The sequence below is a fragment of the Amycolatopsis kentuckyensis genome (genome assembly GCF_002155975.1).
GTDB classification, from domain to species: domain Bacteria; phylum Actinomycetota; class Actinomycetes; order Mycobacteriales; family Pseudonocardiaceae; genus Amycolatopsis; species Amycolatopsis kentuckyensis.
Map to the genome: position 1 here is coordinate 1 of NZ_MUMI01000203.1, position 24072 is coordinate 24072.

Below are 24072 nucleotides of genomic sequence, written 5' to 3' on the forward strand. Positions count from 1 at the left end.
TCGACGCGGTGTTCGTGGTGACGCGGCACAGCTCGCACGCCGAGCTGACCCGCCAGGCGCTGCTGGCGGGCAAGTCGGTGTTCGTCGAGAAGCCGCTCGCGTTGTCCGAGCCGGAGCTGCAGAAGGTGCTCGACGCGATCGAGGAGTCCGGCAACGACCGGCTCCAGGTGGGCTTCAACCGCCGGTTCGCGCCGCTGCTGCACGAGGCCCGCGAGCAGTTCGGCCCGCGCGTCGGCCCGGCGAGCGTGCGGTACCTGGTCAATGCGGGCCGCCTCGACCACGGCAGCTGGTACAACCAGACGGATTCGGAAGGTTCCCGCTTCGCCGGTGAGGGCGGGCACTTCATCGACACGGTGAGCTGGCTCCTCGACGCTGACCCGGTCTCGGTGTACGCAACAGGCGACCTCCAGGTGACCCTCGGCTACGCGGACGGCTCGACGGCGGTGATCACCTACGCCGAGACGGGCTCGTCGGGCTTCCCGAAGGAGACCCTCGACGTCGTCGCCGACGGCAAGGTCCTGAAGTTCGACGACTTCGTCCGCGCGTCGGTGTACTCGCGCAAGAAGTGGGCCAGCTCGCGCATCCCGAAGGGCCGCGACAAGGGCCAGGCGGCGGAGGTCAACGCGTTCCTGGACGCGGTGCGGACGGGCTCGCCGATGCCGATCTCGATCGCCTCGCTGGCCGCGACGACGCTGGCGACCTTGGCCGCGCAGACGAGTGCGGCGAACGCGGCACCGGTGCGGATCGAGCTGCCGCAGAAGACGGGCGCCCCGGCATGACGAGCATCGCGCCGACCCGGTCGGCGCTGCTGCCGAAGGCAGGTGTCCGGCCGTGATGGGTCCAGGCTGGTACCTGCGCCGGCTGTCGCGGATGGGGCCGGCGGAGGTTGTCGGGCGCGCGCGGCACGCCGTCGTGCAGCGGCAGTGGCGGTCCGCGCTGCCGACGCCGCCGGACTGGCCTTCGCACCCGCGTTTCACCGCGGCGCTGCCCGCCGGGGTGCTGGGCAAGGTATCCGGCGACGCGGTCGCCCGGCTCCTGGCCACGGCCGACGAGCTGATGGCGGGCCGCGCGGAGTACTTCGGCGTGGAACGCACCGATTTCGAGGCGCCCGACTGGTTCCTCGACCCGAAGACCGGGCGTCGCGCGCCCTCGGACGTGTACGCGTTCGACGTGCCGTATCGGTCGGAGGACACCGTCGGCGACATCAAGCAGATCTGGGAGCCGTCGCGGCACCAGCACCTCACCGTGCTGGCCGCGGCGTACGCCCTGACCGGGTCTTCCGCCTATGCCGAGCGCGCGGCGGAGCACCTCCGTTCGTGGTGGGCGGCGAACCCGCCGTTGCGGGGGCCGCACTGGGTGAGCGGTATCGAGCTGGGCATCCGGCTGCTGTCGTGGGTCTGGACACGCCGGCTGCTCGACGGCTGGCCGGGCGCGGCGGAGCTGTTCGAGGAGAACCCGGACTTCCAGCTCCAGCTGTGGCACCACCAGAACTGGCTCGCGACCCTGCGCAGTCACGGTTCGTCGGCGAACAACCACGTGATCGCGGAGGACGCCGGGCTGCTGGCCGCGGCGTGCGCGTTCGGCTGGTTCCCGGAGTCGGCGGGCTGGCGGGCCGCGGCGATGCGCTCGCTGGACGTCCAGCTGGGGCGCAACACGTTCGCGTCCGGCCTCAACGCGGAACTGGCCTCCGAGTACCACGGCCTGGTGCTGGAACTCGGCTTGGCGGCGGCGGTCGAGGCCGACGCCGCGGGCACCCCGGTGCCGGATTCGACGTGGGACGTCCTGCTCCGGATGACCGACGCCTTGGCGTCCATTGTGGACAACAAGCTGCGCCCACCCCGCCAGGGCGACGCCGACGACGGCTTCGGCCTGATCGTCGACGGCGCCTCGACCGACCGCTGGGCGTCGCTGCTGGCGTCGGGGGAGGCGCTGTTCGGACGCCTGGACTGGTGGCCGCCGGTTCCCGGCGACGACGTCCGCACGGCGCTGCTCGCCTCCCTCGCTTCGCGGACTCCGCGCGCTTCGGGCGTCCGCCCGGGCCGCCGACCGGCACACCTGCGGGACGCGGGCATGACGATCCTGCGCTCGGGCCCGGTGTGGGTCCGCTGCGACGGAGGCCCCCACGGGTTCCTGTCGATCGCGGCGCACGCCCACGCGGACGCGCTGTCCCTGGAGGTCCGCCACGACGGCGTCGACGTGCTCGCGGATCCGGGCACGTTCTGCTACCACGGCGAGCCGCAGTGGCGGTCGTACTTCCGGTCGACGCTCGGCCACAACACACTCGAGCTGGCCGGCCGCGACCAGTCGGTCTCGGGCGGCCCGTTCCTGTGGACCCGCCACGCGGTGACGAAGGTCCTGGACGTGCAAACCCCGGACGAGGGCCCCTCCCGCTGGTCGGCCGCCCACGACGGCTACGCCCCGGCGCTCCACCGCCGCACGGTCGAGCTGGACGGCGAGGTCGTGAAGATCGTCGACGAAGTCCTGGGCGAGGGCGCACCGGGGACCGCGCGGCTGGCGTTCCACTTCGGACCATCGGTGACGGTCATGCTCGACGGCACCACAGCCCGCCTCCGCTGGACAGCCGCCCCCGGTGGGGCCGATTCCGCTGCCGGTGAGGGCCGGTCCGGTGACCCGGTCGCCGGCGGCGGGCGTGCGGGTGGCGTTGCCGATCCGCTTGTCGGGCGGGTTTCCGGTTCTCTCGGCGGTGCCGTGCACACCGCCGTCATGGAGTTGCCGTCCGAACTTGCGTGGACCGTGCACCGGGGTGATGCCGAGCCGCCGCTGGGGTGGTACTCCGCGGGGTTCGGCCGCAAGGAACCTGCCACCACACTTGTCGGCACCGGGTCGCCCGGACACCTCACCACCCTGCTCCGCTTCAGTTAGGACCCGCCCGTGACAGCCCGCCGCTTCCGACTCCGCCGTGCAGCTCCGCTGCTTGGTGTCCTGCTCACGGTCGCGGCGTGCTCGGGCGGGCCGGACACCGACGGGGGGCCCGGTCAGGCCACCGCGGCCCCCAGCGGGTCGGTCGCCGCCGTGTGCGACAAGCAGCCGGCCGGCCCCGCGGCCGCGCCGGCGGGAGCCGTCGTCGTCGACTCCGCCGTGCCGGGAGACCTGGCGGCGAAGACGCGCTCGGCCGGCTCCGGCACGACGTTCTGGCTCAAGCCGGGCAAGCACATCCTCGGCGACGACAAGTACGACCAGGTGTCGCCCAAGGACGGCGACGTCTACCTCGGCGCCCCCGGTGCGGTCCTCGACGGCCGGAAGATCAACCAGTACGCCTTCACCGGGCACGCCACCAACGTCAAGATCAACTATCTGACCGTGCAGGGCTTCGCCGCTCCGCACGACGAAGGCGTCGTCAACCACGACTCGGGCGACGGCTGGGTGATCGAGCACTCGACCATCCAGGACAACGACGGCGCCGGGCTCATGGCGGGCGCGCGCCAGCAGGTGCGTGGCAACTGCCTGCGCCGCAACGGCCAGTACGGCATGAACGCCTACTCCGGCAGCACGCCGCTCACCGCGCTGGTCGTCGAGGGCAACGAGATCGCCGGCAACAACACCGGCGACTGGGAAGCGAAGATCGACGGCTGCGGCTGCAGCGGCGGGGTCAAGTTCTGGGCCGTGAACGGCGCCGACGTGCGCGGCAACTGGGTGCACGACAACCACGGCACCGGGCTGTGGGCCGACACGAACAACAACGACTTCCTCATCGAGGGCAACCTCATCGAGAACAACGACAGCGCCGCGCTGATCTACGAGATCAGCTACAACGCCGTCATCCGGGACAACACGATCCGGAAGAACAACTGGGCCGACGGCCGCCGGTACGCCGACAAGGGCGACAACTTCCCGACGTCGGCGGTCTACATCTCCGAGTCCGGCGGCGAGCCGCGGATCAAGGCACGCACCGCGAAGATCGAGATCTCCCGCAACTACCTGGAGAACAACTGGTCCGGGATCACGCTGTGGGAGAACGCCGACCGGTTCTGCAACAGCCCGGCCAACACCTCCTCGGGCGACTGCACCCGGCTGGTGCCGGCCGTCAAGCAGTGCGCGGCCCCCGCGATCACCAGTGGCACGCTGCTGGCCGACTGCCGCTGGAAGACCCAGCACGTCGACATCCACGACAACAAGTTCACCCTGGACCCGGCGGTCGTGGGCTGCCAGGCCTCGTGCGGCCGGATGGGCCTGCTGTCGAACTTCGGCAGCTACCCGGACTGGTCGCCGTACCGCGGCGAGGACGTCCAGGACGCGATCACGTTCAAGCAGGACAACCGCTGGCACGACAACAGCTACGCCGGCCCGTGGACGTTCATCGCCTACTCGGCCGACCGCGTCCTCGACATCGGCGAATGGCAAGGCGCGCCGTACTCGCAGGACAGCGGGAGCACGTTCACCGCGCAGGGCGGAGGCTGACATGACCGCGTACACCGGACTGGCCGGCCTCCGCGGCGACGCCGCGCCCGAACCCGCGTCCTCGACGCCGAAGTGGGTGGGCGTGGCGTGGGCGCTGCTGATCCTCAACACGCTCGGTTCGACCGGCGCGAAGACGGTCCTCCCGCTGCCGCGATCGGTCAGCCAGCTGGTCACCATGGGCTCGCTGATGACGGCCTTCGTCATCGCGCTGGCCCTGAACAAGCACCTGCGGATCCGCCCGAGCGCGTACCTGATGCTGCTGACGGCCCTGCTGGGCGCCAGCATCCTCTCCAGCGCCGACCTGCAGGAGGGCTTCGGCGCGCTGTTCCGCTGCTTCCGGCTCACCGTGTTCGTCTCCACCCTCTGGCTGCTGACCCGCTGGTGGGACGGCGGGTTCGCCTTCGTCCGGTACCACATCCGCACGTACGCGGTCGTGCTCGCGTCGGTGGCGGTCGGCCTGGTGATCTCGCCCGGCAACGCGATGCCGGAGGAGTACGGCGGCCGGCTTTCGGGCGCGATCTGGCCGCTGACCCCGCCGCAGATCGGCCAGTACGCGGCGGTCATCTCCGGGCTCACGCTCCTCCTCTGGTTCGGGCGCCGCACGACTTGGCGCAGCGCGCTGATGATCGTGGTGCCGGTGCTGGGACTGCTGATGCTCACGCACACCCGCACGGCGACGCTCGGCCTCGTCGCCGGTCTCGCGGTGGCCTTCCTGTCGATGGTGCTGACCAGCGCCCGCGCGAGGAAGGTGTTCGCGTGGACCGTCGGCGTCGGCGGGGTCACCGGCGTGGTGCTCGCGGGTGCGCTGCAGACGTGGTTCCTCCGCGGGCAGAGCGCGGACAACTTCTCGAGCCTGACCGGCCGCGCGAAGGTGTGGGACGCGCTGCTGGAGGCCCCGCGGACGACGGCCGAGTACATCTTCGGGGTCGGGCTGACGGACAAGTCCTACGACGGCCTCCCGATCGACAACAGCTGGCTCGCGATCTACCACGAGCAGGGTTTCGTCGGGATCGCGCTGGTGGCGGGGTTCCTCCTCACGTTGGTCGTGGTGGCCGTGCTGCGGCCACCGTCGCTGGCTCGCGCGTGCGCGATCTTCCTGATCACCTACTGCATTTCGGCCTCCTACACCGAAGCGGGGCTCGGCGACGCGTCGCCGTACCTGCTGCACTTGGCGGTCGCCGCGTCGCTGCTGGTCCGCGGGGTGCCGCAGTCCGACGAACAAGCATTCATCCCGGTGAAGGGGGCAGACGTGCGAGGTGCAGGCGCGTGAAGGTGCTCGTGGTGCACAACCGGTACCGCTCCGAGCAGCCGAGCGGCGAGAACAACGTCGTCGACGCCGAGGTGACGCTGCTCGCCGAGGGCGGGCACCAGGTGTCGCTGTTCGAACGCCGCAGCGACGACATCGCGGCGATGCCGTTGCCCCGCAAGGCCGCGGTGCCGCTGATGGTGCCGTGGAACCCGGCGGTGCGGAAGGAGCTCGCCGCCCGGCTGCGCGCGTCGCGCCCGGACGTCGTGCACATCCACAACACGTTCCCGCTGCTGTCGCCGTCGGTGGTCGCCGCGTGCGCGGACGCGGGGGTGCCCGCGGTCGCGACGCTGCACAACTACACGATGGTCTGCCCACCCGGCACGCTCCACCGAGACGGCCGCATCTGCACCGAGTGCGTCGGCGGCTCACCGCTGCCGGCGGTGAAGCACGGCTGCTACCGCGGTTCGAGCGCGGCCACGCTCCCGATGGCGGCGAGCATGGTCGCGAACCGGCGCCGGTGGTGGACGGGCGTTTCCCGGTTCTTCTGCATTTCGGCGGCTCAACGTGACCTCCTGGTGTCGGCCGGGATGCCCGGCGAGCGGATGGCGGTGAAGCACAACTTCGTCACCGACCCCGGCGTCCGCCGCACCGGCGCCGGCAAGCACGTGCTGTTCCTCGGCCGCGTCACCGAGGAGAAGGGCGTCGGCCTGTTGATGCGGGCGTGGGAACGTCTCGACGGCGCCCTGGGCGTGCCGCTGGTCATCGCGGGCACCGGCCCGATGCAGGACGAGGTCGCGACCTGGGCGGCCGGCCGCGCCGACGTCTCGTACGTCGGCCTCCGGAACAAGGCGGAATGCCGTGCCCTGACCGCCGACGCGGTCGCGGTCGTCGCGCCCTCGACGTGGCTGGAGGCTTTCGGTCTGGTGGTGGTCGAGGCGATGGCCGCCGGTGTGCCGACGGTCGCGGCCGCACACGGGGCTTTCCCCGAGCTGGTCGACGACGGCGTGACGGGCCTCCTGCACGTCCCGAACGACGCCGCCTCCCTCGCGGACCGCCTGCGCGCGGTCGTCGGCGACCGCAACGGCGACATGGGCGACGCGGCCCGCGTCCGGTACGAGAAGGACTTCACGCCCGCGGTCGGGCTGGACCGCTTGATCGCCGGGTACGAGGCGGCGATCGAGGCGTGAAGCAGCTGGTCCGGACGGCGCCCGCGGCCCTGCCGGCCGTGCTGCGCACCCCGCTGGCCATGACAGCTGCCCTGGCGACGGCGGTGCTCGTCGCGCTCGGCATCCTGCACTTCCGCGACTCGGGCCTGACCGGCATCGACGCGGCCCTCCTCCCCGCGGTCTACCCGGTGCAGCCGCCGTGGCGGTACGTCGCCCTGGCCATCGACTTCGGTGGCGAACCGGTGGGGTCGGTGATCCTGATCGGTCTCCTTTCGGTGGTGTGCTGGCTGGTCCGCCGGGTCCGGACGGCCGTGCTGACGGTGGTGGGTGTCGTGGTCACAGTGGCGGTGACGACCGTGCTGAAGCCGGTGGTCGGCCGCACCATCCACGGCGAGTTCCTGTCGTACCCGAGTGGACACACGGCCCTCGCGACGGCCCTCGCGCTGGTGGTCGCACTCTTGCTCACCGAGCGGCTGGGGCTGGGGCGCGTGGCCGGGCTTGTGCTCGTGCTGGGGCTGGCCTTGGTGGCCGGGCTGGCGATGGGGTGGGCCGAGGTCGCTTTGGGCGCGCACTACCCGACGGACGCCCTCGGCGGGTTTTGCGCTGCGCTGGCCGCGGTCCCGGCCACCGCTCGGGTGCTGGACCGCACGGCCGACCGGCTCTGAAGGAGAGGTCGCTCGCGAGGCGGCCGGCCGGTGCGCTGATCCGCGCTGAGGGCGGCCGATTCGGGGAAGGCCGTGTAGTGTCCGCCGTGCGGGGGTGGGCAGGTTTGCGCTGGTCGTCCACTGTGGACGCAGTGCCTGTCGAAGCGGTCATGTCTCCGACGGTACCGAACAGGCGTGCGAACGCCAGTCGCTGAAACGGGTGAACCGCCTGCGTCCGAAATTCTCCGTTCGCGACTTTTCCCTTGTGTCGCAAGGCAAATCTCCGTCTGCGGCGCCGGGCGTTGTGGAAATTGTCGGACCCGGTCGGCAAGCTCGTGATCAGCAGCCGGCGGGTCCGCCGCCGAACGAAGAGCACGCGTCCTGCGAGTAGGGCTTTGCCTGCCAGCCCGCAGCGTCGACCGTCTTGGAGGTGTCATGAGCCACGAACGTCCACGGCCCGGAGTAGGAGTTGTCGTGCCACCGGTTGGCCTGGCGGAAGGTGATGGCCTCTTCGATCACCGTTCCCTTGTAGGGCGACCAGTCCGGGAACGTCCCGAAGTTCGACAGCAGGGCCATCCGCCCGCAGAGGCTCGTGCAGCCCACGCGGCCGGCGTCGAACCGGAAGGTGTTCCCGTGGATCTCCACCCGCTGCGTCTTCCAGCGGCAGTCGTCGTAGGCCGGGGCCTTCTCGATCGTGCCCGCGGCGCACGAAGACTTTGCCGCCGCCTTGGTGCAGTAGCCCGTCGACGTGTTCGCCGGGCTGTTGCAGAAGCGGTCGGCGTTCTCCCACAACGTGATCCCGGCCCAGTTGTCCTCGAACGTGTTGCCGCTGATGTCGACGGCCGACGTCCGGGCCGGCACGCGCGGATCGCCGCCCGACTCCGACAGGTACACCGTCGCCACCGGGAAGTTGTCGCCGCGCGCCGCGAACGCGCGGCCCTGGACCAGGGTGTTGCCGCGGAACGTGTTGCCGCGCAGCACCAGGTTGTAGCTGGTCTCGTAGAACAGCGCCTCGGCGTCGTTGGCCTCGAACAGGTTGTCCTCGACGAGGAAGTCGTTGTTGTTCGTGTCGGCCCACAGTCCGGCGCCGTGGTTGCCGTGGACCCAGTTGCCGCGGATGTCGGCGCCGGTCACGGCCCAGAACTTGGCGCCGCCGCTGCACCCGCAGCCCGGCACCTTGGCCTCCCAGTCACCGGTGTTGTTGCCGGTGATCTCGTTGCCCTCCAGCACGAGCCCGGTGATGCCGTCGCCCGCCTGGTACGCGTTGAGCCCGTACTGGCCGTTGTTGCGCAGGCAGCTGTGCCGCACGACCTGGCCGGCGCCGGCCATCAGCCCCGCGCCCGCGTTGTCCTCGATGGTGGTGTTCTCGATGAGCCAGCCGTCGCCGGAGTCGTGGTTGACCACGCCCTGGTCCTGCAGCGCGGCGAACCCGCGGACGGTCAGGCCGCGGAGCTGGACGTTGCGAGCCTGCTGGGTGAAGGCGGCCCGGTTGACGCCGCGGCCGTCCACGACCGCGCCCGGCGCGCCGAGGTACACGTCGCCGTCCTTGGGGGCGACCTGACCGAACTCGTCCTTGCCGAGCGTGTGGGTACCGGGCCGGAGCCAGAACGTCGTGCCCGCCGGGTGCGCCGCCGTCTTGGCCGCGAGGTCACCGTCGACGGCCGGGTCGACGGGGACGGCTCCGGACGGTGGTTGCCCGTACTCGGCGGGTTGGTGGCCGCACACCGGCTGCGGTCCGTCGGCGGCGCTCGCGACCGCCGGGCAGGCCACGGCGATCAGGAGCGAGCAAGCAACGACGAGAACCGCGCGAGATCTACCCATGGCAGGAAGCTACGCACGAACGGGCCGGAAAGCAGTCACCCTCAAGTGTCCTCATCGGACCCAACGGGTGAATCCGGCCCGCCCGTGCGGGGATCAGGCGTATTTGCGGAACACGGGCTGCACCGGGCGCCCGCCCATCCACGGCGTCGGGTCGTTGGCGTCGAGGGCCTTGCGGTACACCGTGCAGGCCTGGGCAACGACGTCGATGGTCTTGTCGATGTCCGCTTCGGTGAGCGCGGCACTGACCACGAAGGACGGTCCGAGCACGCCACCACTGATGAGCTCGCGCAGGAACAGCGTCCGGTACGGCTGGGACGGCCTGCCCTGCTCGTCGAGCGTGCCGAAGACCAGGTTGCTGGCCCGGCCGCGGACGACCACGTGGTCTTCGACGCCGATCCCGGCCGCCACCTCGCGGACGCCGGCGGCGAGCCGGTCGCCGAGGGCGTGCATGCGGCCGATGACGTCTTCGTCGCGGTAGACGTCCATGACCGCCATCGCGGCGGCCAGCGAGTGGGTCTCGGCGCCGTGCGTGGTCGAGAGCAGGAACACCCGCTCGCGATCGGTGCGCAGGCCGCCGATCTCCATCAGTTCCCGCTTGCCCGCCAGCGCCGACACCGCGAAGCCGTTGCCGAGCGCCTTGCCGAACGTCGAGAGGTCGGGCGTGACGCCGTAGAGCCCCTGCGCGCCCTGGGCGGACCAGCGGAAGCCGGTGATCATCTCGTCGAAGATCAGGACGACGCCGTGCCGGGTGGTGAGCTCGCGCAGGCCCTGCAGGTACCCCGGCGGCGGTTCGACCGCCGCGGCCGCCTCCAGGATCATGCACGCGATCTCGCCCTCGTGGCGCTGCAGCAGCTCCTCCGCGGCCTGCAGGTCGCCGTACGGGAAGGACACCACCGCTTCCGTCGTCTCGTCCGGGATGCCCGCGTTCATCGGCGTGGTGCCGATGAACCAGTCGTCGGTGGAGAAGAAAGCGTGGTCGGCGCACTTGGCGACGAGCTTGCGGCCGGTGGCGGCGCGGGCCAGCCGGACCGCCGCCGTCGTCGCGTCCGAGCCGTTCTTGGTGAACTTCACCATGTCGGCCGTCGGCACGTTCTCGAGGAACCGCTCGGCGGCTTCGGCCTCGATGATCGACGGCCGGATGAAGTTGCTGCCCTTCTCCAGCTCGCCGCGCACCGCTTCGACCACCCGGGGGTGGGCGTGGCCGAGGCTGACCGCCCTCAGGCCGGCGCCGTACTCGACGTACTCGTTGCCGTCGACGTCCCAGACGTGCCCGCCGCGGCCGTGCAAGATGACCGGGGCCATCCCTTCGGGATACTGGTCCGAGCCCTTGGCGTAGGTGTGCGCACCGCCGGGGATGACCCGGTGCAGCCGCTCGTCCGCCTTCGTGGAGCGGGGCAGGTTCGTTCCCATGTCGTGGCTCACCTCGTTGGTTTCAACGCCTCTCCGAGAGACGGCGCCCGTTCGTCCCGGTCACTGACCATTGTGACCGACAGTGGCCACGAAATGTCCAATTCAGGGTCTTTGTACGAAATCGTAATGTCCTCTTCAGGATCGTGTGCCCGATCGATACGGTACGAAACGTCAGAGGGATCGGTGAGTGACTGGAATCCGTGCGCACACCCCGCCGGGATGTACAAAGAAACCTGGGTATCACCGGAAAGTTCGAAGGTTTTCACATTCCGATATGTCGGCGAATCCGGTCGGAGATCCACCACGACGTCGAAGATCGCGCCGTGCGAACACCGGACCAGCTTCGCCTCGCCGGCCCCGCCGCGCAGGTGCATGCCGCGGACGACTCCCTTGCGGGAGCGGGAAAGGCTGTCCTGGACGAAGCCGTCCGGGTCGATGCCCACCGAGGCGACGACGTCGCGGTCGAACGTCCGGCTGAAGAAGCCGCGCCCGTCCGCGTGCCGTGTGGGTTCGAACAGGTACGCACCGTCGATCTCGGGCACCGGAATGGCCTTCATCGCCCACCCCCGAAGAGGGCCGCCGAAAGGGCGGCGAACTGGTCCTTGAGCCGTTGCGCGTTCATCTCGTTCCGTTCCAGGAGCGTTTGGCGAAGTTCCGCCGAACGGTTCTCCAGTTCGGTGAATTGTTCGACGAGCCGGTCGAACTCGACGGTCTTCGCCCGCTGGGTGAAGCCGTCGAGGCCCATCTCCGCCATGAGGACGTCGTTCTTCGGTGCGTAGCCGATCGCCACGGTCGGTTTCGCGACCTTCAGGGCGCAGAGCACGTTGTGGTAGCGCGTGGCCACCACGCTGTCCACCGCGGCCATCTCGTGCATCAGCTCGTCCAGGGTCTCCGCCGGAGCCGCCGTCACCAGCGGGGAAGCGGTCTTCTCGATGATCTCGTCGACGACCTGCCGGTCGATCCGGTCACCGATGAACAGCCGGACGGGTCTGTCCTGGTCAACGAGCCACGCGACGAAACGGTTCATCGTGTCGACGTAGTGGCGGTAGATGCGGTCGGCTTCGGCGCGGTCGTCGTTGCCGCCGTAGTAGGCCATCACGCCGACGCCGACGGTGCCCGGCTTGCCGCCGGCGGCCGGCGTGGGGAGGGAGAACGCGAGGTCGGGATAGACGTGGTCGGCACTCGTGTCGACGCCCATGGCGCGCATGGCGTCGCGCGAGATGTCGTCGCGGTAGGAGCGGTAGGCGGCGAGCCGGCCGGACCAGCGGACCAGGGTCCGGGTCGCCCGGGCGCTGATCTCGTTGGCGCCGACGCAGACGAGGGCCACCTTGGTGCCGAAGAGGCGCCCGGTGGCGGAGAGGAGGAAGAGCGAATACGGGAAACCCCAGGGACGCAGCGGCAGCGTCGCTTCGAGCACGCCCATGCCGGGCACGATGACGACGTCCTGCTTCCGGACCCAGGCCGCGGTGCGCGCGACGTCGACCAGCTTGCCGAAGCCCTTGAGGGCGACCGAGCGCAGGCCGGACGCCGTCTCGTACTCGGACTGGTTCCAGTGCAGCGGCGTCGCGTCGAGGCCGTACCGCTCGCGGACCAGGTCCGGGCCGCCGACCAGGGCGCTCAGCACCGCGTCCGGGTACTCGGCGCGCAGGTAGCCGAGCACGGCTTCGAGGGAACCGTCGTTGCCGAGGTTCCCCGAGCCGAGCAGGCCGAACACGCCGACGCGTGGCGGACGCTTCACGCGAGCCTGCCTTCCCGGCCGGCCACGATCTCGTTGACCGTGGCGACGTCCGAGGCGGTCGGCGCGCGGTCCTCGACGCGTTCGCCGTGGCCGGAGCGGGCCCGGTTGGTCAGCCAGGCGCCGAGGTGGCCGAAGCACTCGCGCTTGTCGGCCGCCGAGATCGGCGCGCGGCGGATCAGGTCCGCGAACCCGTAGACGTACTCGCCGAGCAGGCGGACGGTGGGATTCCGGAGCCGGTTCGCGCGCCGCGGGTCCAGATTCGCGCACCGGCTCCGGATGGTCGGGTTGGCCCGTTCGGCGCGGCCGGGGTGGTCGCGGCGGAAGTAGAGCAGCTCGGGCACCTGGTGGAACGGGCCGTGCAGGGCCATCTCGGCCGAGTACGTCCGGTCGGCGTGGTGGTAGCTGTCGAGCGGCTTGACGCGGCGGAGGACGTCGGCGCGGATGACGCCGTAGAAGTCGTCGCCGCCCGGCTCGAACAGGATGCTGCGGAAGCGGTCCGGCGCGTGCGGGGACGCCGTGTTCAGCGTGTACTGCAGCGGCTGGACGATGCGGCCGTCGCCGTCGATGATCGCCTGGTCGCAGTGGGCCAGGATGATCTCGGGCCGCTCGTTGAGGGCCTCGACGCACCGCTTGAGCAGGTCGCGGGCGTAGAGGTCGTCGTGGGAGACCCACTTGAAGAGCTCGGTGCGGGAGACGTCGAACACGAAGTTGTGGTTCGGTGTCGCGCCGATGTTCTTCGGCTGGCGGACGTACCGGATCCGGGAATCCTTCTCGGCGTAGCGGCGGCAGATCTCGTCGGTGCCGTCGGTGGAGGCGTTGTCCGAGATGATCAGCTCGAAGTCTTCGTAGGTCTGGCCGAGCAGGGCGTCCAGCGACTCGGCGAGGTACTCCTCGCCGTTGTACACCGGGAGGCCGAGGCTCAGCCGCGGGACGGTGGTCATGGAGTCCTCATTCCTTGATCGGCTCTTTGATCGGCTCGAACACCACGGTGGGCTCGTCGGCCCCCGGCGGCACGTACTCGCGCAGCGCGGTCCGCAGCTGGAACCACCAGACGACGGACCCGCTGAGGGTGGCCGTCGCGACGCCCCACGCGGACCCGGACGCGTCGCCGAGGAACGCGCCGGCGATGCCGAACGTGACGTAGAACAGGGACGCGACCAGCTGGGAGCGCAGGCTCCGCTTGGCCGCGCCGAGGGCGCGGAGGCCGGCCGCCGCGCCCGTGGCGAAGCTCGCGCCGACGACGGCGAGGGTCACCGGAAGGATCAGGGGGGACGACGAGTCCCAGACCGAGCCCATCACCCAGCGGCCGGCGCCGTCCGGCACCAGGAGCAGCAGGCCGAGGCCCCAGCACAGCGCGGCGGCGGCCTGGCCGCCCCCGAGGATCACGCAGAAGTGCTTCAGCCGGTGCGGCGCCCGCTGCAGCACCCGCGCGCCCTCGGCGACGGTGACCAGGGACAGCCCCATGAGCAGGGCCAGGAATGGGCCGAGGAGCTGCTCGGCGCCGCGGACCGCGCCGACGGCGGTGATCCCGGCGATGGCGCCGAGGCCGTACGCGCGCAGCTGCGACGCGCCGCTGTTGCTGACGTTCTCGACGAGGTACCGGACGCTGAGGTCGCGCTGCGTCCGGAGCCAGCCGAGCATCTCGCGCGGGTGCGGGAGGATCCTCGTCTGGAACCCGCCGTACAGCGCCGCGACCGCGCCGGAAAGGCCCCAGGCCAGCACGAACGCGACCACCGTGTGGATCTGCGCGGCGACGTAGAGCGCCGGGAGCAGGGCCACGCCCCACACGCAGTCGTTGACGAACGCTTTCTTGCCCGCGCCGCGCGCGAAGAACGCGAAGCGCCAGGCGTCCTGCAGGAGCAGGCCCGGCAGGACCAGAGCGAGAGCGACGAACGCGTTGCCGAGCGGGCCGCCCGCGGCCAGTCCGGCCACGAGACTGACCACCCCGGTCGCGCAGCCGACGCCGATCGCGGTGCCGGACGCGCTCGCCACGCCCGTGCGCCAGCGGTCCTCCGGTACGGCGCTGAAGCGCACCATCAGCGGGTCGGTGGCGAGGCCGCGCGAGATGTTGAGCACCACGCCGTAGGTGACCCAGGCGAGGCTGAAGATGCCGAACGCGAACGTGCCGAGGGAGCGGGCCACGTACAGCCCGACGGCGAAGTTGGTCAGGCTGGACACGGCCTGGTCGCCGAGGCCCCAGCTCAACCGTCCGGCCATCGCGCGCACCGCGCCCGACCGGAAGATCGAGCGCGGTGCACGGCGATGGTTGGCCACGTCGTTCACTCCTTGACCAGGCCGGCGTCGTGGAGCGCCCGAGCTGCGACGTCGACGATGTCGAAGGGCAGCCCGGCGCGCTCGGCGATGTCGAGCAGGCTGTGCGAACCGTCGGAGAGGTTGAGCACCCACAGCATCGCCATCTGGGCCTGCTTGGCGTCGCTGCGGCCGCCGAGCGAGTCGTACAGCCCGCGCTTGCCGAGCTGGGGCTCGCCGTAGGGGCTGAGGTTGACGTACCGGCGGTTGCGGTCCAGGACGCCGAACGCGTCCTTCAGGACACCGAGCGTGTCCTCCATGGCCGCCGGGGACACGAAACCGGGGTTGTCCGCCGAGGTGTGGTACTCGGGGTAGCCCGCGTACGGCGTGCGGGTCAGCGAGCCGACGCCGAGGTTGAAGCCCGGCGAGCAGAACTGGCGCTCGTCGTAGCCGTACGGCGAGAAGTCGACGACCCGGTGCTCCCGCGACCGCAGCACGTGCTGCATGACGCGGTCGATCTCGGCGTCGTCGCGGCGGGACTTCTTGTACGTCAACGAGCCCGGGTCGCCCGCGCACGCCAGTACCAGCCCGTGGCGCACCTTCTCGATCCGGGAGGCGTTGCGCGCCAGCCAGGTGATCGAGCCGATCGTGCCCGGCATGAACAGGAAGCGGTACGTGTAGTGCGGCTGGGCCGCAGCCAGCTGCTGGGCCAGCGAGATGGCCACCGCGATGCCGGCGAGGTTGTCGTTCGCCAGCGACGGGTGGCAGACGTGGCAGGACACGATGACCTCGTCGGTGACGCGTCCCGGGACGACGTGCTCGCCGTAGGTCAGTGCGCCGTCGGCAAGGGTCGAGTCGATGACCACGTCGTAGTCGCCGTCGGGCAGCGCGTCGAGCTTCTCCTGCGCGAGGCAGAACCCCCAGGCCGGGGCGTAGTAGCTGGTCCGGTAGGGCACCCACGACGGCTGGTCGGGCAGCGTGTGCAGGTGTTCCCGCAGCTCGCTCAGCGGCATCCGCCGGGACACCGGGACGCTGTACCCGACGACGTGCAGGTTCAGCTCCTGGAAGTCGATCACACGCTCTCCCGAAGGAGCGGCGACGTAGGCGTCCCGGATGTTCCACTCCTGCGGGATCGTCCAGTCCAGCACTGCCGTGCCGGTCGGGACCTCGTGCCGCTCAAGCGCGATGTGCTCGCCGATGATGTCCAGGGTCTGCCGCACGCCGTCGCCGGTGATGCTGCGGCAGATCGGGTACAGCCGCTCGACCAGGGCGTGCAGTTCCGCCCCGGTCCGCAGCTGCGGGGCCGCCACTACTTCCGCCGCATGGTGGTGTCGACGCGGCCGGCTTCGCCCTCGCTCTTCAGCCAGGCCAGCCGGGTGAACAGCTGCTGGAAGGACTCGCGGGTGAGCCCGAACTTGCGGTAGGCCTCGATGAGCTCGACGGCGCCGTCCTTGACCGACCAGTCGCAGGTGAAGCCGGGGATCGCCGCGCGGAAGCGGGAGAAGTCGACGCGGTAGGAGCGCGGGTCGGCGCCCGCTTCGCCGGTGATGTTCAGCGTCGAGCCCGGCACGGCCTCGACGACCTCCTGGGCGATCTCGGCGACGGTGACGTTGTTCTCCTCGGTGCCGATGTTGAAGGCCTTGTTGTGCACGGCCTCCTTCGGCGCCGTCAGGGCCGCCGTGAACGCGCGCGCGATGTCCTGGGCGTGCACCAGCGGCCGCCACGGCGTGCCGTCCGACAGCACCAGCACCTCGCCGGACAGGTGGGCGTGCGCGGTCAGGTTGTTCAGCACGATGTCGCCGCGCAGGCGGGGCGAGTAGCCGAACGCGGTCGCGTTGCGCATGTACACCGGCGTGAAGTCGTCGTCGGCGAGCTCGTGGACGTCGGCCTCGACACGCACCTTCGACTCCGCGTACGGCGTCACGGGCCGCAGCGGGGCGTCCTCGTCGACGAGGTTGTCGCCGCCGGCGCCGTAGACCGAGCAGGTCGACGCGTAGATGTACCGCTTGACGCCGGCGTCCTTCGCCAGCTTCGCGAGCTTCACCGACGCGTGGTGGTTGATGTCGTAGGTCAGCTCCGGCGCGAGCGAGCCCAGCGGGTCGTTCGACAGCGCCGCCAGGTGGATGACCGCGTCGAAACCCGAGACGTGGGAAGCCGTGACGTCCCGCAGGTCGACGACGTGCCCGGCCGGGTCGGCGGGGGCGGGCCCGAGCAGGCAGTCCTCGAACAGCCCGGAGTCCAGGCCGGTGACTTCGTGGCCGGCGGCGGCGAGCACCGGGGCCATCACCGTCCCCAGGTAGCCCTTGTGCCCCGTCAGCAACACCCGCATCGGATTCAGCCCTTCAGATCGAGAGTGAGTTTCTTGACGAAAAACGCTTCGGCGTACTTCGCGGCGGCTTCGATCCCGCGGATCCGGGCCAGCCCGAGGAAGGCCTCGCGGTCGTACCAGGGCCGCTGCCGCTGCGAGGCGTAGTGCTCCTGCAGCAGCCGGACCTTCGCCTCCGCGAGCTCGTCGGACAGCGGCTGGTACACCGACGGGCTGCCGAGGTCGCCGTCCCACTTGACGATCTCGTAGCCGAGCGTCAGGTGGTTGCGGAACGTCGTCGGCACCAGCTTCGCCAGCCCGCGGTGGTCCTGGTGCGCGTCGTCGGTGCGCGGGGCCAGGATGACGTCCGGGTCGGTCCGCCGCCGCAGGTCTTCCAGGGCGTTCTTGGCCTCTTCCCAATGAGCCGGGAAGCGCCCGTCCCGCAGCTTCAGCACCGTGACGTCGACGTCCGCGCCGGGGCAGAAGGCCGCCAGCGCCGCCCGCTCCTCGTCCTCGCGGTCGGTGCCGCCGCCGGAGAGGACCAGAGCGTCGACCCGCAGGCCGGGCCGGGCGGCGCACAGCGTCAGCAGCGTGCCGCCGGCGCCGATCGCGATGTCGTCGCAGTGCGCGCCGAGGGCGACGACGCTGCCGAGCCGTTCCGGCCGGAGCCCGATCACGCGATGCTCGCGGCGGTGCGCTCCCACAGCGCCCAGGGCCGCTCGCCGCGGGTGTAGGCGTCGTCGAGGGCCGCGCGCTCCTTGACCGTGTCGGTCGGCTTCCAGAAGCCGCGGTACGGGTAGGCCAGCAGCCGGCCGCGCTTGGCGAGCTCGCCGCAGCCGTCGGCGACCAGGTCGCCGTTCTCCGGGATGTGGTCGAACACTTCCTGCCGCAGCACGAAGTACCCGCCGTTCTCCCACAGCGGCATTTCGCTCACCGCGGTGATCGAGCCGACCTTGCCGCCCTCGTCCATTTCCACGCAGTGGAACGACGACTGCGGCGGCACGACCATCATCGACGCGCCCGAATCGGAGTTGGAGAACCGCTCGATCATGTCGGGCAGGGGGACGTCGGAAAGGACGTCGGCGTAGTTCGCGAGGAACATCTCGTCGCCGTCGAGGTACGGGCGCACCCGGCGCAGCCGCTCGCCGATCGGCGACTCGATGCCGGTCTGCACGAAGGTGATCGTCCAGTCCGCGATGTCGGTCGACAGCAGTTCCGCCTGCCCGTTGCGCAGGATGAAGTCGTTCGAAATGGTTTCCTGGTAGTTCAGGAAGAAGTTCTTGATGTGCGCCGCGCCGTAGCCGAGGCACAGGATGAATTCGGTGTGGCCGAAATGCGCGTAGTACCGCATCACGTGCCAGATGAGCGGTCTCGGACCGACCATCGCCATCGGCTTCGGGACGTCGTCGGCCGCGCCGTTGCGCATCCGCATCCCGTAGCCACCGCAGAAGAGGACGACCTTCACTTCACTGCACCTCGACGATTTCCAAGTGGGGAATCGGGAACACGAGCTTTCCGCCCCAGGACCCGATGTGGGAGAGCTGTTCGGTCAGTTCCTCCCGGAGGTTCCACGGGAGGACGAGCACGTAGTCGGGCCGGTCCGCGTCGATCCGTTCCGGGGGCAGCACCGGGATGCGCGTGCCCGGGGTGAACCGGCCGTGCTTGTACGGATTGCGGTCGACCGTGTACTGCAGCAGGTCCGTCCGGATGCCGCAGTGGTTCAGCAGGGTGTTGCCCTTGCCCGGGGCGCCGTAGCCGACGACGGTCTTGCCGTCGTTGCGCGCCTCGATGAGGAACTTCAGCAGGTCCAGCCGCACGCGGGTGACGCGCTCGGCGAACTCGGTGTACCCGGACAGCTCGTGCAGCCCGGCGGACTTCTCCCGCTCCAGCACGTCGGTCATCCGCTCGCTGGGCTCGCCCGCGACCTCGGCCGGCCGCGCCCAGAGCCGGATCGACCCGCCGTGCGTCGGCACGAGTTCGACGTCGACCACGGTGAGCCCGCCGGTCGCCAGCGCGCGGCGCGCGGATTCGACCGTGTAGTACTGGAAGTGCTCGTGGTAGATCGTGTCGTACTGGTTCTTTTCGATCAGCGTGAGCAGGTGCTGGACCTCGATGGAGACCCAGCCGTCGTCGGCGACGAGCGCCCGCAGGCCCTTGGTGAAGCCGAGGACGTCGGGGATGTGCGCGTAGACGTTGTTCGCGGCGACGAGGTCGGCCGGCCCGTGCTCTTCGCGCACCTTCAGGCCGGTTTCCTCGGAGAGGAAGGCCGTCAGCGTGGGCACGCCGGCGTCGCGCGCCGCCTGCCCGACGTTCACCGAAGGTTCCACGCCCAGACACCGGATCCCGTGCCCGACGACGTGCTTGAGCAGGTACCCGTCGTTGCTCGCCACCTCGACGACGAACGACTTCTCGCCGAGCCCGAGCCGCTCGACCGCGCCGTCGACGAAACGCTTCGCGTGCTCGACCCACGACGTCGAGAAGGACGAGAAGTACGCGTACTCGGTGAAGGTGTCGTCGGGGTCGATCAGCGGCGGGATCTGGGCGAGCCAGCAGTCGGTGCAGACCTTCAGGTGGAGCGGGAAGGTGGCTTCGGGCTCGTCGAGCTGCTCCGCCGGCAAAAATCGCTCACACGGGGGAGTCGCGCCGAGGTCGACGACACTGGCCGTGTTTGTCGAACCGCAGAGTCGACATGTGGTCATCTACCAGGCTCCTTGGCTCGCGGTCGCGATGTGCATCCAACACGTCGACCGGCGCCGGGAGGTCGTTACAGCGACGCGGGAGCCGCTGGTGGACCGATTCGGAACCGCAACCTGAATGGCCTAACTGTGGCAGGAATCACCAACCGTACCCGACCGAACCCGTAACGTCCACAGTGGACGTGCTCCTAGGCTGGCCGGATGACTCCCCAGCCGACTCCCCGCCTGAGCGGGTTCCCGGGTGTGGTGCTGACGGTCCGCTTCCTGACCGAGCTGATGCTGCTGGGCGGCCTGGCCCTGGCGGGTACCCAGCTCGGCGGCGGAGTGGCGCTGGCGATCGTCGACGCCGTCCTGCTGCCGGTGGCGGCCGCCGCGCTCTGGGGCCTGTTCGTCGCCCCGCGGGCGCGCCGCCGCCTCCCCGAACCGGCCCGTTTCCTGCTGGAATTCGCCCTCTTCGCGGTCACCGGCGCGGTGCTCGTGCTGGTCGGCTGGCCGGTCACCGGCATCGTGGTGGCGGTGGCCGGGATCGGCATCGCGGCCCTCACCCGCGTCGTCGCCAAGGACGGCTGAGCCCTCCCCGCCGTCCGACGGGGAGGGCTCGGGGCGAAGTTGTTCAGATCTTCTCGGCGGCCGGAATGACGTCGGTCGCGAACTTCTCCAGCACCACCGGCCGGTGGACGTGCGGCACCATGCCCAGTGCCACCTGGATGCCCAGGCCGTTCAGCCGCTCCAGCTCGGCCAGCAGCTCGCCGGACTTCTCACCGTTCTCGCCGATGTCGAGGATGTGGTAGACGGTCTTGGTGATCGAGTCGTAGTCGCGGCCCTCGTTTTCGCAGTGCTGCCGCAGCACGTCGAGTTTGCGCTCCAGGTCCGGTCCGTTGAACAGGTTGCACTGGTCGGCGTACTTCGCGACCAGCCGCAGCGTCTTCTTCTCCCCGCCGCCGCCGATCATGATCGGCGGCCGCGGCTCCGACAGCGCCTGCGGCACGTTCAACAACCGCGTGGCGTCGAAGTGCTTGCTCTTGAAGGGTGCGTCGCCCTCGGCCCACATCTGCAGCACGTACTGGAGGTTCTCCTCCAGCAGCTCGAACCGCTCGCTCACGGACGGGAACGGGAAGCCCAGCCCGCGGGACTCCTCCTCGTTCCAGCCCGCGCCGATGCCGAGGATCGCGCGGCCGCCGGAGAGCACGTCCAGCGTCGTGATCGCCTTGGCCAGCAGGCCGGGGTGCCGGTAGAGGACCCCGGTGACGACGGTGAGCAGTTTGGCGCGCTCGGTGTGCGCCGCGATGAAGCCGAGGGTCGTGTACGCCTCGAGCATGTCGTTTTCGACCGGGCCGACGGCGCCGATCTGGAAGAAGTGGTCCATCACGGCGATCGAGCCGAAGCCGGCCTGGTCGCCGGCGCGGACGACGGCGGCGAGGTCGGCGCCCAGCGCGGACGCCCCGTTCGGCCAGGTGAAGTCCGGGATCTGCAGTCCGAGTTCCATGTCTGCCGACCGTATACCTGGAGTGGCCCCAGCTGCGGGTCAGAAATCGCGGACCAGGAAGACCCGGCCGTGCAGGGGGTCGGTCACCCACACCGTGCGCGCCCGCTGGTCGACCGCGACGTCACCCGGGTTGACGCCCAGTGACAGCTCGCCGCTCAGCGTGCCCGCCGTGCCGTCGACGCGGGCGAGCCCGTTCTGGCCGCCGTTGGTGTACACCGTGTTCGTGCCCTGGTGCACGGCCAGCGCGGAGGATTCGCTGCGCAGCAACACGGTCTTGCGCTCGGCGTGCGTTGCGGCGTCCACAATGGACATGTGATGGATGCCGGAGTTCGCGACGTAGACCGTGCCGCTCGCCTGGTGCACCGCGACACTCGTCGGGTTGCGCCCGACCTTCACCGAGGCGGCGAACCGCCCGCTGTCGATCGAGAAGACCTCGACCGAATCGGAGGCGGTGCTCGCGCAGTAGGCCAGCTTGCGGCCGGAGTCGACGCCGATCCCGGCGAAGCCCGGCTTCGGGCCCGGCACGAGCGCCGTGAGCGTGCAGCTGACGCCGTCGAGCACGGCGAGCGTGCCGGTGGTGCCGCTGGCCGCGTAGACGCGGTTGGCCGCCTCGTCGATCGCGAGCGCCGACGCGCCGGCTCCCGCGCCGATCACGCTCACCAGGTCGTGGGTGCGGCCGTCCAGCACCACCACCGTGCCGGCCGGCGGGTTCGCGACGTAGATCCGGCCCGCCTTCGGGTCGACCGCGACGTCGCCGGGCTCGCCGCCGACGTGGATCACGTCGACGACCGACACGCTGCGCGGATCCACCACGGAGACCGTCCCGGCCTGGGCGTCGGTGACGTACCCGAGCCCGGTGACGGGGTTCACCGCGACCCCGGCCGGTGCCCCGCCGAGGTCGAGCGACCGGACGTCCTCCGCGCGCGCCGTCCCGGGCAGGACGAGGGCGCCGGCACCCGCCGTGACCAGGGCGAACAGCGTCCGCCGGGGTAGCCGCGCACCGCGCATCGGCGCCTCCGCTCCTGATCAACTCGCCGTCCGAGCGTAACTCGCGCCATCGCCACGTGAAGGAACTTCGCGTCCCCCGATCGCGTTGTTTCCACTGGGTAACCCCACTCGGGACAGCGGACGGAGGCGAGCGCGCGTGCACGGGCACCAGAACGGACTCAAGACGGCATTGCTGCTCGGCCTGCTGTCGGCGATCATCGTCGCGCTCAGCGGGTTCTTCGGCCGGGGCGCGCTGGTCATCGGGCTGGTCATCGCCCTCGGGATGAACGCGTTCGCCTACTTCAGCTCCGACAAGCTGGCGCTGCGCGCGATGCGGGCGCGGCCGGTGTCCGAGGTCGAGCAGCCCGCGATGTACCGGATCGTGCGCGAGCTCGCGCAGGTCGCCCGGCAGCCGATGCCGCAGCTGTACATCAGCCCGACGGTCGCGCCCAACGCGTTCGCGACCGGCCGCAGCCCGCGGCACGCGGCGGTGTGCTGCACCAGCGGCATCCTCGAGCTGCTCGACGAGCGCGAGCTGCGGGCCGTGCTCGGCCACGAGCTGTCGCACGTCTACAACCGCGACATCCTGATCTCCTGCGTGGCCGGCGCGCTGGCCAGCGTGATCAGCGTGCTCGCGAACATCGCGCTGTTCTTCGGCGGCAGCAACCGCGACGGGAACCCGCTGCTCAGCCTGCTGTTGATCTTCGTCGGCCCGATCGCGGCGGCCGTCATCCGGATGGGGGTCAGCCGGTCGCGGGAGTACCAGGCCGACGCGTCCGGCGCCGAGCTGACCGGCGACCCGCTGGGCCTGGCCTCGGCGCTGCGGAAGCTGGACGCCGGGACGCGGGCGCGGCCGCTGGTCGCCGAGCCGCAGCTGGTGTCGCAGTCGCACCTGATGATCGCGAACCCGTTCCGCCCCGGCGAGGGGCTGAGCAAGCTGTTCTCGACCCACCCGCCGATCGCCGACCGGATCGCGCGGCTCGAGGAGATGGCGCGCCGCCCGTTCTAGGCCGACGCCCCCGCCGCCACGGCGACCGCCTTCACGTAGTCGCCGTAGCCGGACTTCGCCAGCTTCGCGCCCAGCGCGTAGCACTCGTCGGCGTCGATGAAGCCCATGCGCAGCGCGATCTCCTCGAGACAGGCGATGCGCACCCCCGTCCGGTGCTCCAGGACCTGCACGAACTGGCCGGCTTCGAGCAGCGAGTCGTGCGTGCCGGTGTCGAGCCAGGCGAAGCCGCGGCTGAGCTCGACCAGCGTGGCGCGGTCCTGGCGCAGGTAGGTCAGGTTGACGTCGGTGATCTCGAGCTCACCGCGCGCCGACGGCTTCAGCGCGCCGGCGATGTCGACGACCTGGTTGTCGTAGAAGTACAGGCCGGTGATCGCCTTGTTGGAGCGCGGCTTCAGCGGCTTCTCCTCGATAGTGACCAGCTTGCCCGTGTCGTCGACCTCGCCGACGCCGTAGCGCTCGGGGTCCTTGACCGGGTAGCCGAACAGGACACAGCCGTCGAGCTCGCGCACGGCCTGCTGCAGGCGGCCGGAGAAGCCCTGGCCGTAGAAGATGTTGTCGCCGAGGACCAGCGCCACGTCGTCGTCGCCGATGAAGTCCGCGCCGATCACGAAGGCCTCGGCCAGCCCGTTCGGGCTCGCCTGCTCGGCGTAGGAGAACGAGAGGCCGAACTGGTCGCCGTTGCCCAGCAGCCTGCGGAACATCGGCAGGTCGGTGGGGGTGGAGATGACGAGGATCTCGCGGATCCCGGCCAGCATCAGCACCGAGATGGGGTAGTAGACCATCGGCTTGTCATAGACCGGCAGCAGCTGCTTGGACACCGCCTGGGTGATCGGGTGCAGGCGCGTCCCGCTGCCTCCGGCCAGCACGATCCCCTTCATGGACTGCCTCCCTT

The 24072-nt window shown here is 70.5% G+C and carries 22 protein-coding genes; 8 read left to right on the top strand and 14 right to left on the bottom strand.

What is annotated here, in order from left to right:
* The 6 genes from CCN39_RS20235 to CCN39_RS20260 all read left to right on the top strand — a co-directional run.
* Positions 1-779 (top strand): Gfo/Idh/MocA family protein (locus CCN39_RS20235; RefSeq protein WP_143264089.1); only part of this gene is annotated, 779 nt, incomplete at its 5' end.
* 55 nt (positions 780-834) lie between these two features.
* Entirely contained in the window at positions 835-2883 is a 2049-nt protein-coding gene (locus CCN39_RS20240; RefSeq protein WP_167455129.1) for a heparinase II/III family protein, read from the top strand.
* A 9-nt stretch (positions 2884-2892) separates the two neighbouring features.
* Positions 2893-4419 (top strand): right-handed parallel beta-helix repeat-containing protein, encoded by a 1527-nt coding sequence (locus tag CCN39_RS20245; RefSeq protein ID WP_086844228.1) that lies wholly within the window; start codon positions 2893-2895, stop codon positions 4417-4419.
* A 1-nt stretch (position 4420) separates the two neighbouring features.
* Positions 4421-5689, top strand: a complete 1269-nt coding sequence (locus tag CCN39_RS20250; protein WP_244210878.1) for an O-antigen ligase domain-containing protein — start codon at positions 4421-4423, stop codon at positions 5687-5689.
* Positions 5686-6855: a glycosyltransferase family 4 protein gene (locus CCN39_RS20255; protein WP_086844229.1), complete on the top strand. Its 1170-nt coding sequence runs from the start codon at positions 5686-5688 to the stop codon at positions 6853-6855. Before CCN39_RS20250 ends, CCN39_RS20255 begins: the two co-directional genes overlap by 4 nt.
* Positions 6852-7499, top strand: a complete 648-nt coding sequence (locus tag CCN39_RS20260; protein WP_086844232.1) for a phosphatase PAP2 family protein — start codon at positions 6852-6854, stop codon at positions 7497-7499. The genes CCN39_RS20255 and CCN39_RS20260 overlap by 4 nt, the downstream gene beginning before the upstream one ends.
* A gap of 318 nt (positions 7500-7817) precedes the next feature.
* Here CCN39_RS20260 and CCN39_RS20265 read toward each other — a convergent pair whose 3' ends face one another.
* The 11 genes from CCN39_RS20265 to CCN39_RS20315 all read right to left on the bottom strand — a co-directional run bounded on the left by CCN39_RS20265 (position 7818) and on the right by CCN39_RS20315 (position 19701).
* A complete protein-coding gene (locus CCN39_RS20265) occupies positions 7818-9299 on the bottom strand; it encodes a right-handed parallel beta-helix repeat-containing protein (protein WP_208630275.1) in 1482 nt (493 codons plus the stop codon).
* Between the two features lie 93 nt (positions 9300-9392).
* A complete protein-coding gene (locus CCN39_RS20270) occupies positions 9393-10709 on the bottom strand; it encodes a glutamate-1-semialdehyde 2,1-aminomutase (RefSeq protein ID WP_086844234.1) in 1317 nt (438 codons plus the stop codon).
* An 8-nt stretch (positions 10710-10717) separates the two neighbouring features.
* Positions 10718-11266 carry a dTDP-4-dehydrorhamnose 3,5-epimerase gene (rfbC, locus tag CCN39_RS20275; protein WP_086844237.1) on the bottom strand — a complete coding sequence of 183 codons (549 nt, stop codon included), beginning with the start codon at positions 11264-11266 and terminating at the stop codon, positions 10718-10720.
* On the bottom strand, positions 11263-12447 hold the full coding sequence (locus tag CCN39_RS20280; RefSeq protein ID WP_086844239.1) for a polysaccharide pyruvyl transferase family protein: 1185 nt from the start codon (positions 12445-12447) through the stop codon (positions 11263-11265). The genes rfbC and CCN39_RS20280 overlap by 4 nt, the downstream gene beginning before the upstream one ends.
* Positions 12444-13388: a glycosyltransferase family 2 protein gene (locus CCN39_RS20285; protein WP_086844240.1), complete on the bottom strand. Its 945-nt coding sequence runs from the start codon at positions 13386-13388 to the stop codon at positions 12444-12446. Before CCN39_RS20285 ends, CCN39_RS20280 begins: the two co-directional genes overlap by 4 nt.
* Positions 13389-13395: 7 nt before the next feature.
* Positions 13396-14721, bottom strand: a complete 1326-nt coding sequence (locus CCN39_RS20290) for an MATE family efflux transporter (RefSeq protein WP_086844276.1) — start codon at positions 14719-14721, stop codon at positions 13396-13398.
* A 5-nt stretch (positions 14722-14726) separates the two neighbouring features.
* Positions 14727-16007 carry a DUF4910 domain-containing protein gene (locus tag CCN39_RS20295; protein WP_086844243.1) on the bottom strand — a complete coding sequence of 427 codons (1281 nt, stop codon included), beginning with the start codon at positions 16005-16007 and terminating at the stop codon, positions 14727-14729.
* Positions 16007-17026: an NAD-dependent epimerase/dehydratase family protein gene (locus CCN39_RS20300; RefSeq protein ID WP_086844245.1), complete on the bottom strand. Its 1020-nt coding sequence runs from the start codon at positions 17024-17026 to the stop codon at positions 16007-16009. The genes CCN39_RS20295 and CCN39_RS20300 overlap by 1 nt, the downstream gene beginning before the upstream one ends.
* Positions 17027-17031: 5 nt before the next feature.
* A complete protein-coding gene (locus tag CCN39_RS20305) occupies positions 17032-17679 on the bottom strand; it encodes a PIG-L deacetylase family protein (RefSeq protein WP_086844247.1) in 648 nt (215 codons plus the stop codon).
* The gene (locus CCN39_RS20310) at positions 17676-18467 is read right to left on the bottom strand and encodes a glycosyltransferase family protein (RefSeq protein WP_086844249.1); all 792 of its coding nucleotides are present in this window, start codon (positions 18465-18467) and stop codon (positions 17676-17678) included. The genes CCN39_RS20305 and CCN39_RS20310 overlap by 4 nt, the downstream gene beginning before the upstream one ends.
* A gap of 1 nt (position 18468) precedes the next feature.
* The gene (locus CCN39_RS20315) at positions 18469-19701 is read right to left on the bottom strand and encodes a class I SAM-dependent methyltransferase (RefSeq protein WP_086844251.1); all 1233 of its coding nucleotides are present in this window, start codon (positions 19699-19701) and stop codon (positions 18469-18471) included.
* Between the two features lie 198 nt (positions 19702-19899).
* On the opposite strand from CCN39_RS20315, the gene CCN39_RS20320 reads away from it, so the two are divergent.
* Positions 19900-20268, top strand: a complete 369-nt coding sequence (locus tag CCN39_RS20320; RefSeq protein ID WP_167455130.1) for a YrdB family protein — start codon at positions 19900-19902, stop codon at positions 20266-20268.
* A gap of 43 nt (positions 20269-20311) precedes the next feature.
* On the opposite strand, the gene CCN39_RS20325 is transcribed toward CCN39_RS20320, so the two are convergent.
* Positions 20312-21184 (bottom strand): LLM class F420-dependent oxidoreductase, encoded by an 873-nt coding sequence (locus CCN39_RS20325; RefSeq protein ID WP_086844255.1) that lies wholly within the window; start codon positions 21182-21184, stop codon positions 20312-20314.
* A 39-nt stretch (positions 21185-21223) separates the two neighbouring features.
* Positions 21224-22192 carry a YncE family protein gene (locus CCN39_RS20330; RefSeq protein WP_086844257.1) on the bottom strand — a complete coding sequence of 323 codons (969 nt, stop codon included), beginning with the start codon at positions 22190-22192 and terminating at the stop codon, positions 21224-21226.
* Between the two features lie 136 nt (positions 22193-22328).
* Between CCN39_RS20330 and htpX the strand changes: the two genes are divergently transcribed.
* The gene (htpX, locus tag CCN39_RS20335) at positions 22329-23180 is read left to right on the top strand and encodes a zinc metalloprotease HtpX (RefSeq protein WP_086844258.1); all 852 of its coding nucleotides are present in this window, start codon (positions 22329-22331) and stop codon (positions 23178-23180) included.
* Here the strand turns inward: htpX and rfbA are convergent.
* On the bottom strand, positions 23177-24058 hold the full coding sequence (rfbA, locus tag CCN39_RS20340; protein ID WP_086844260.1) for a glucose-1-phosphate thymidylyltransferase RfbA: 882 nt from the start codon (positions 24056-24058) through the stop codon (positions 23177-23179). The two genes, htpX and rfbA, sit on opposite strands and share 4 nt — an antisense overlap.
* Between the last annotated feature and the right edge of the window lie 14 nt (positions 24059-24072).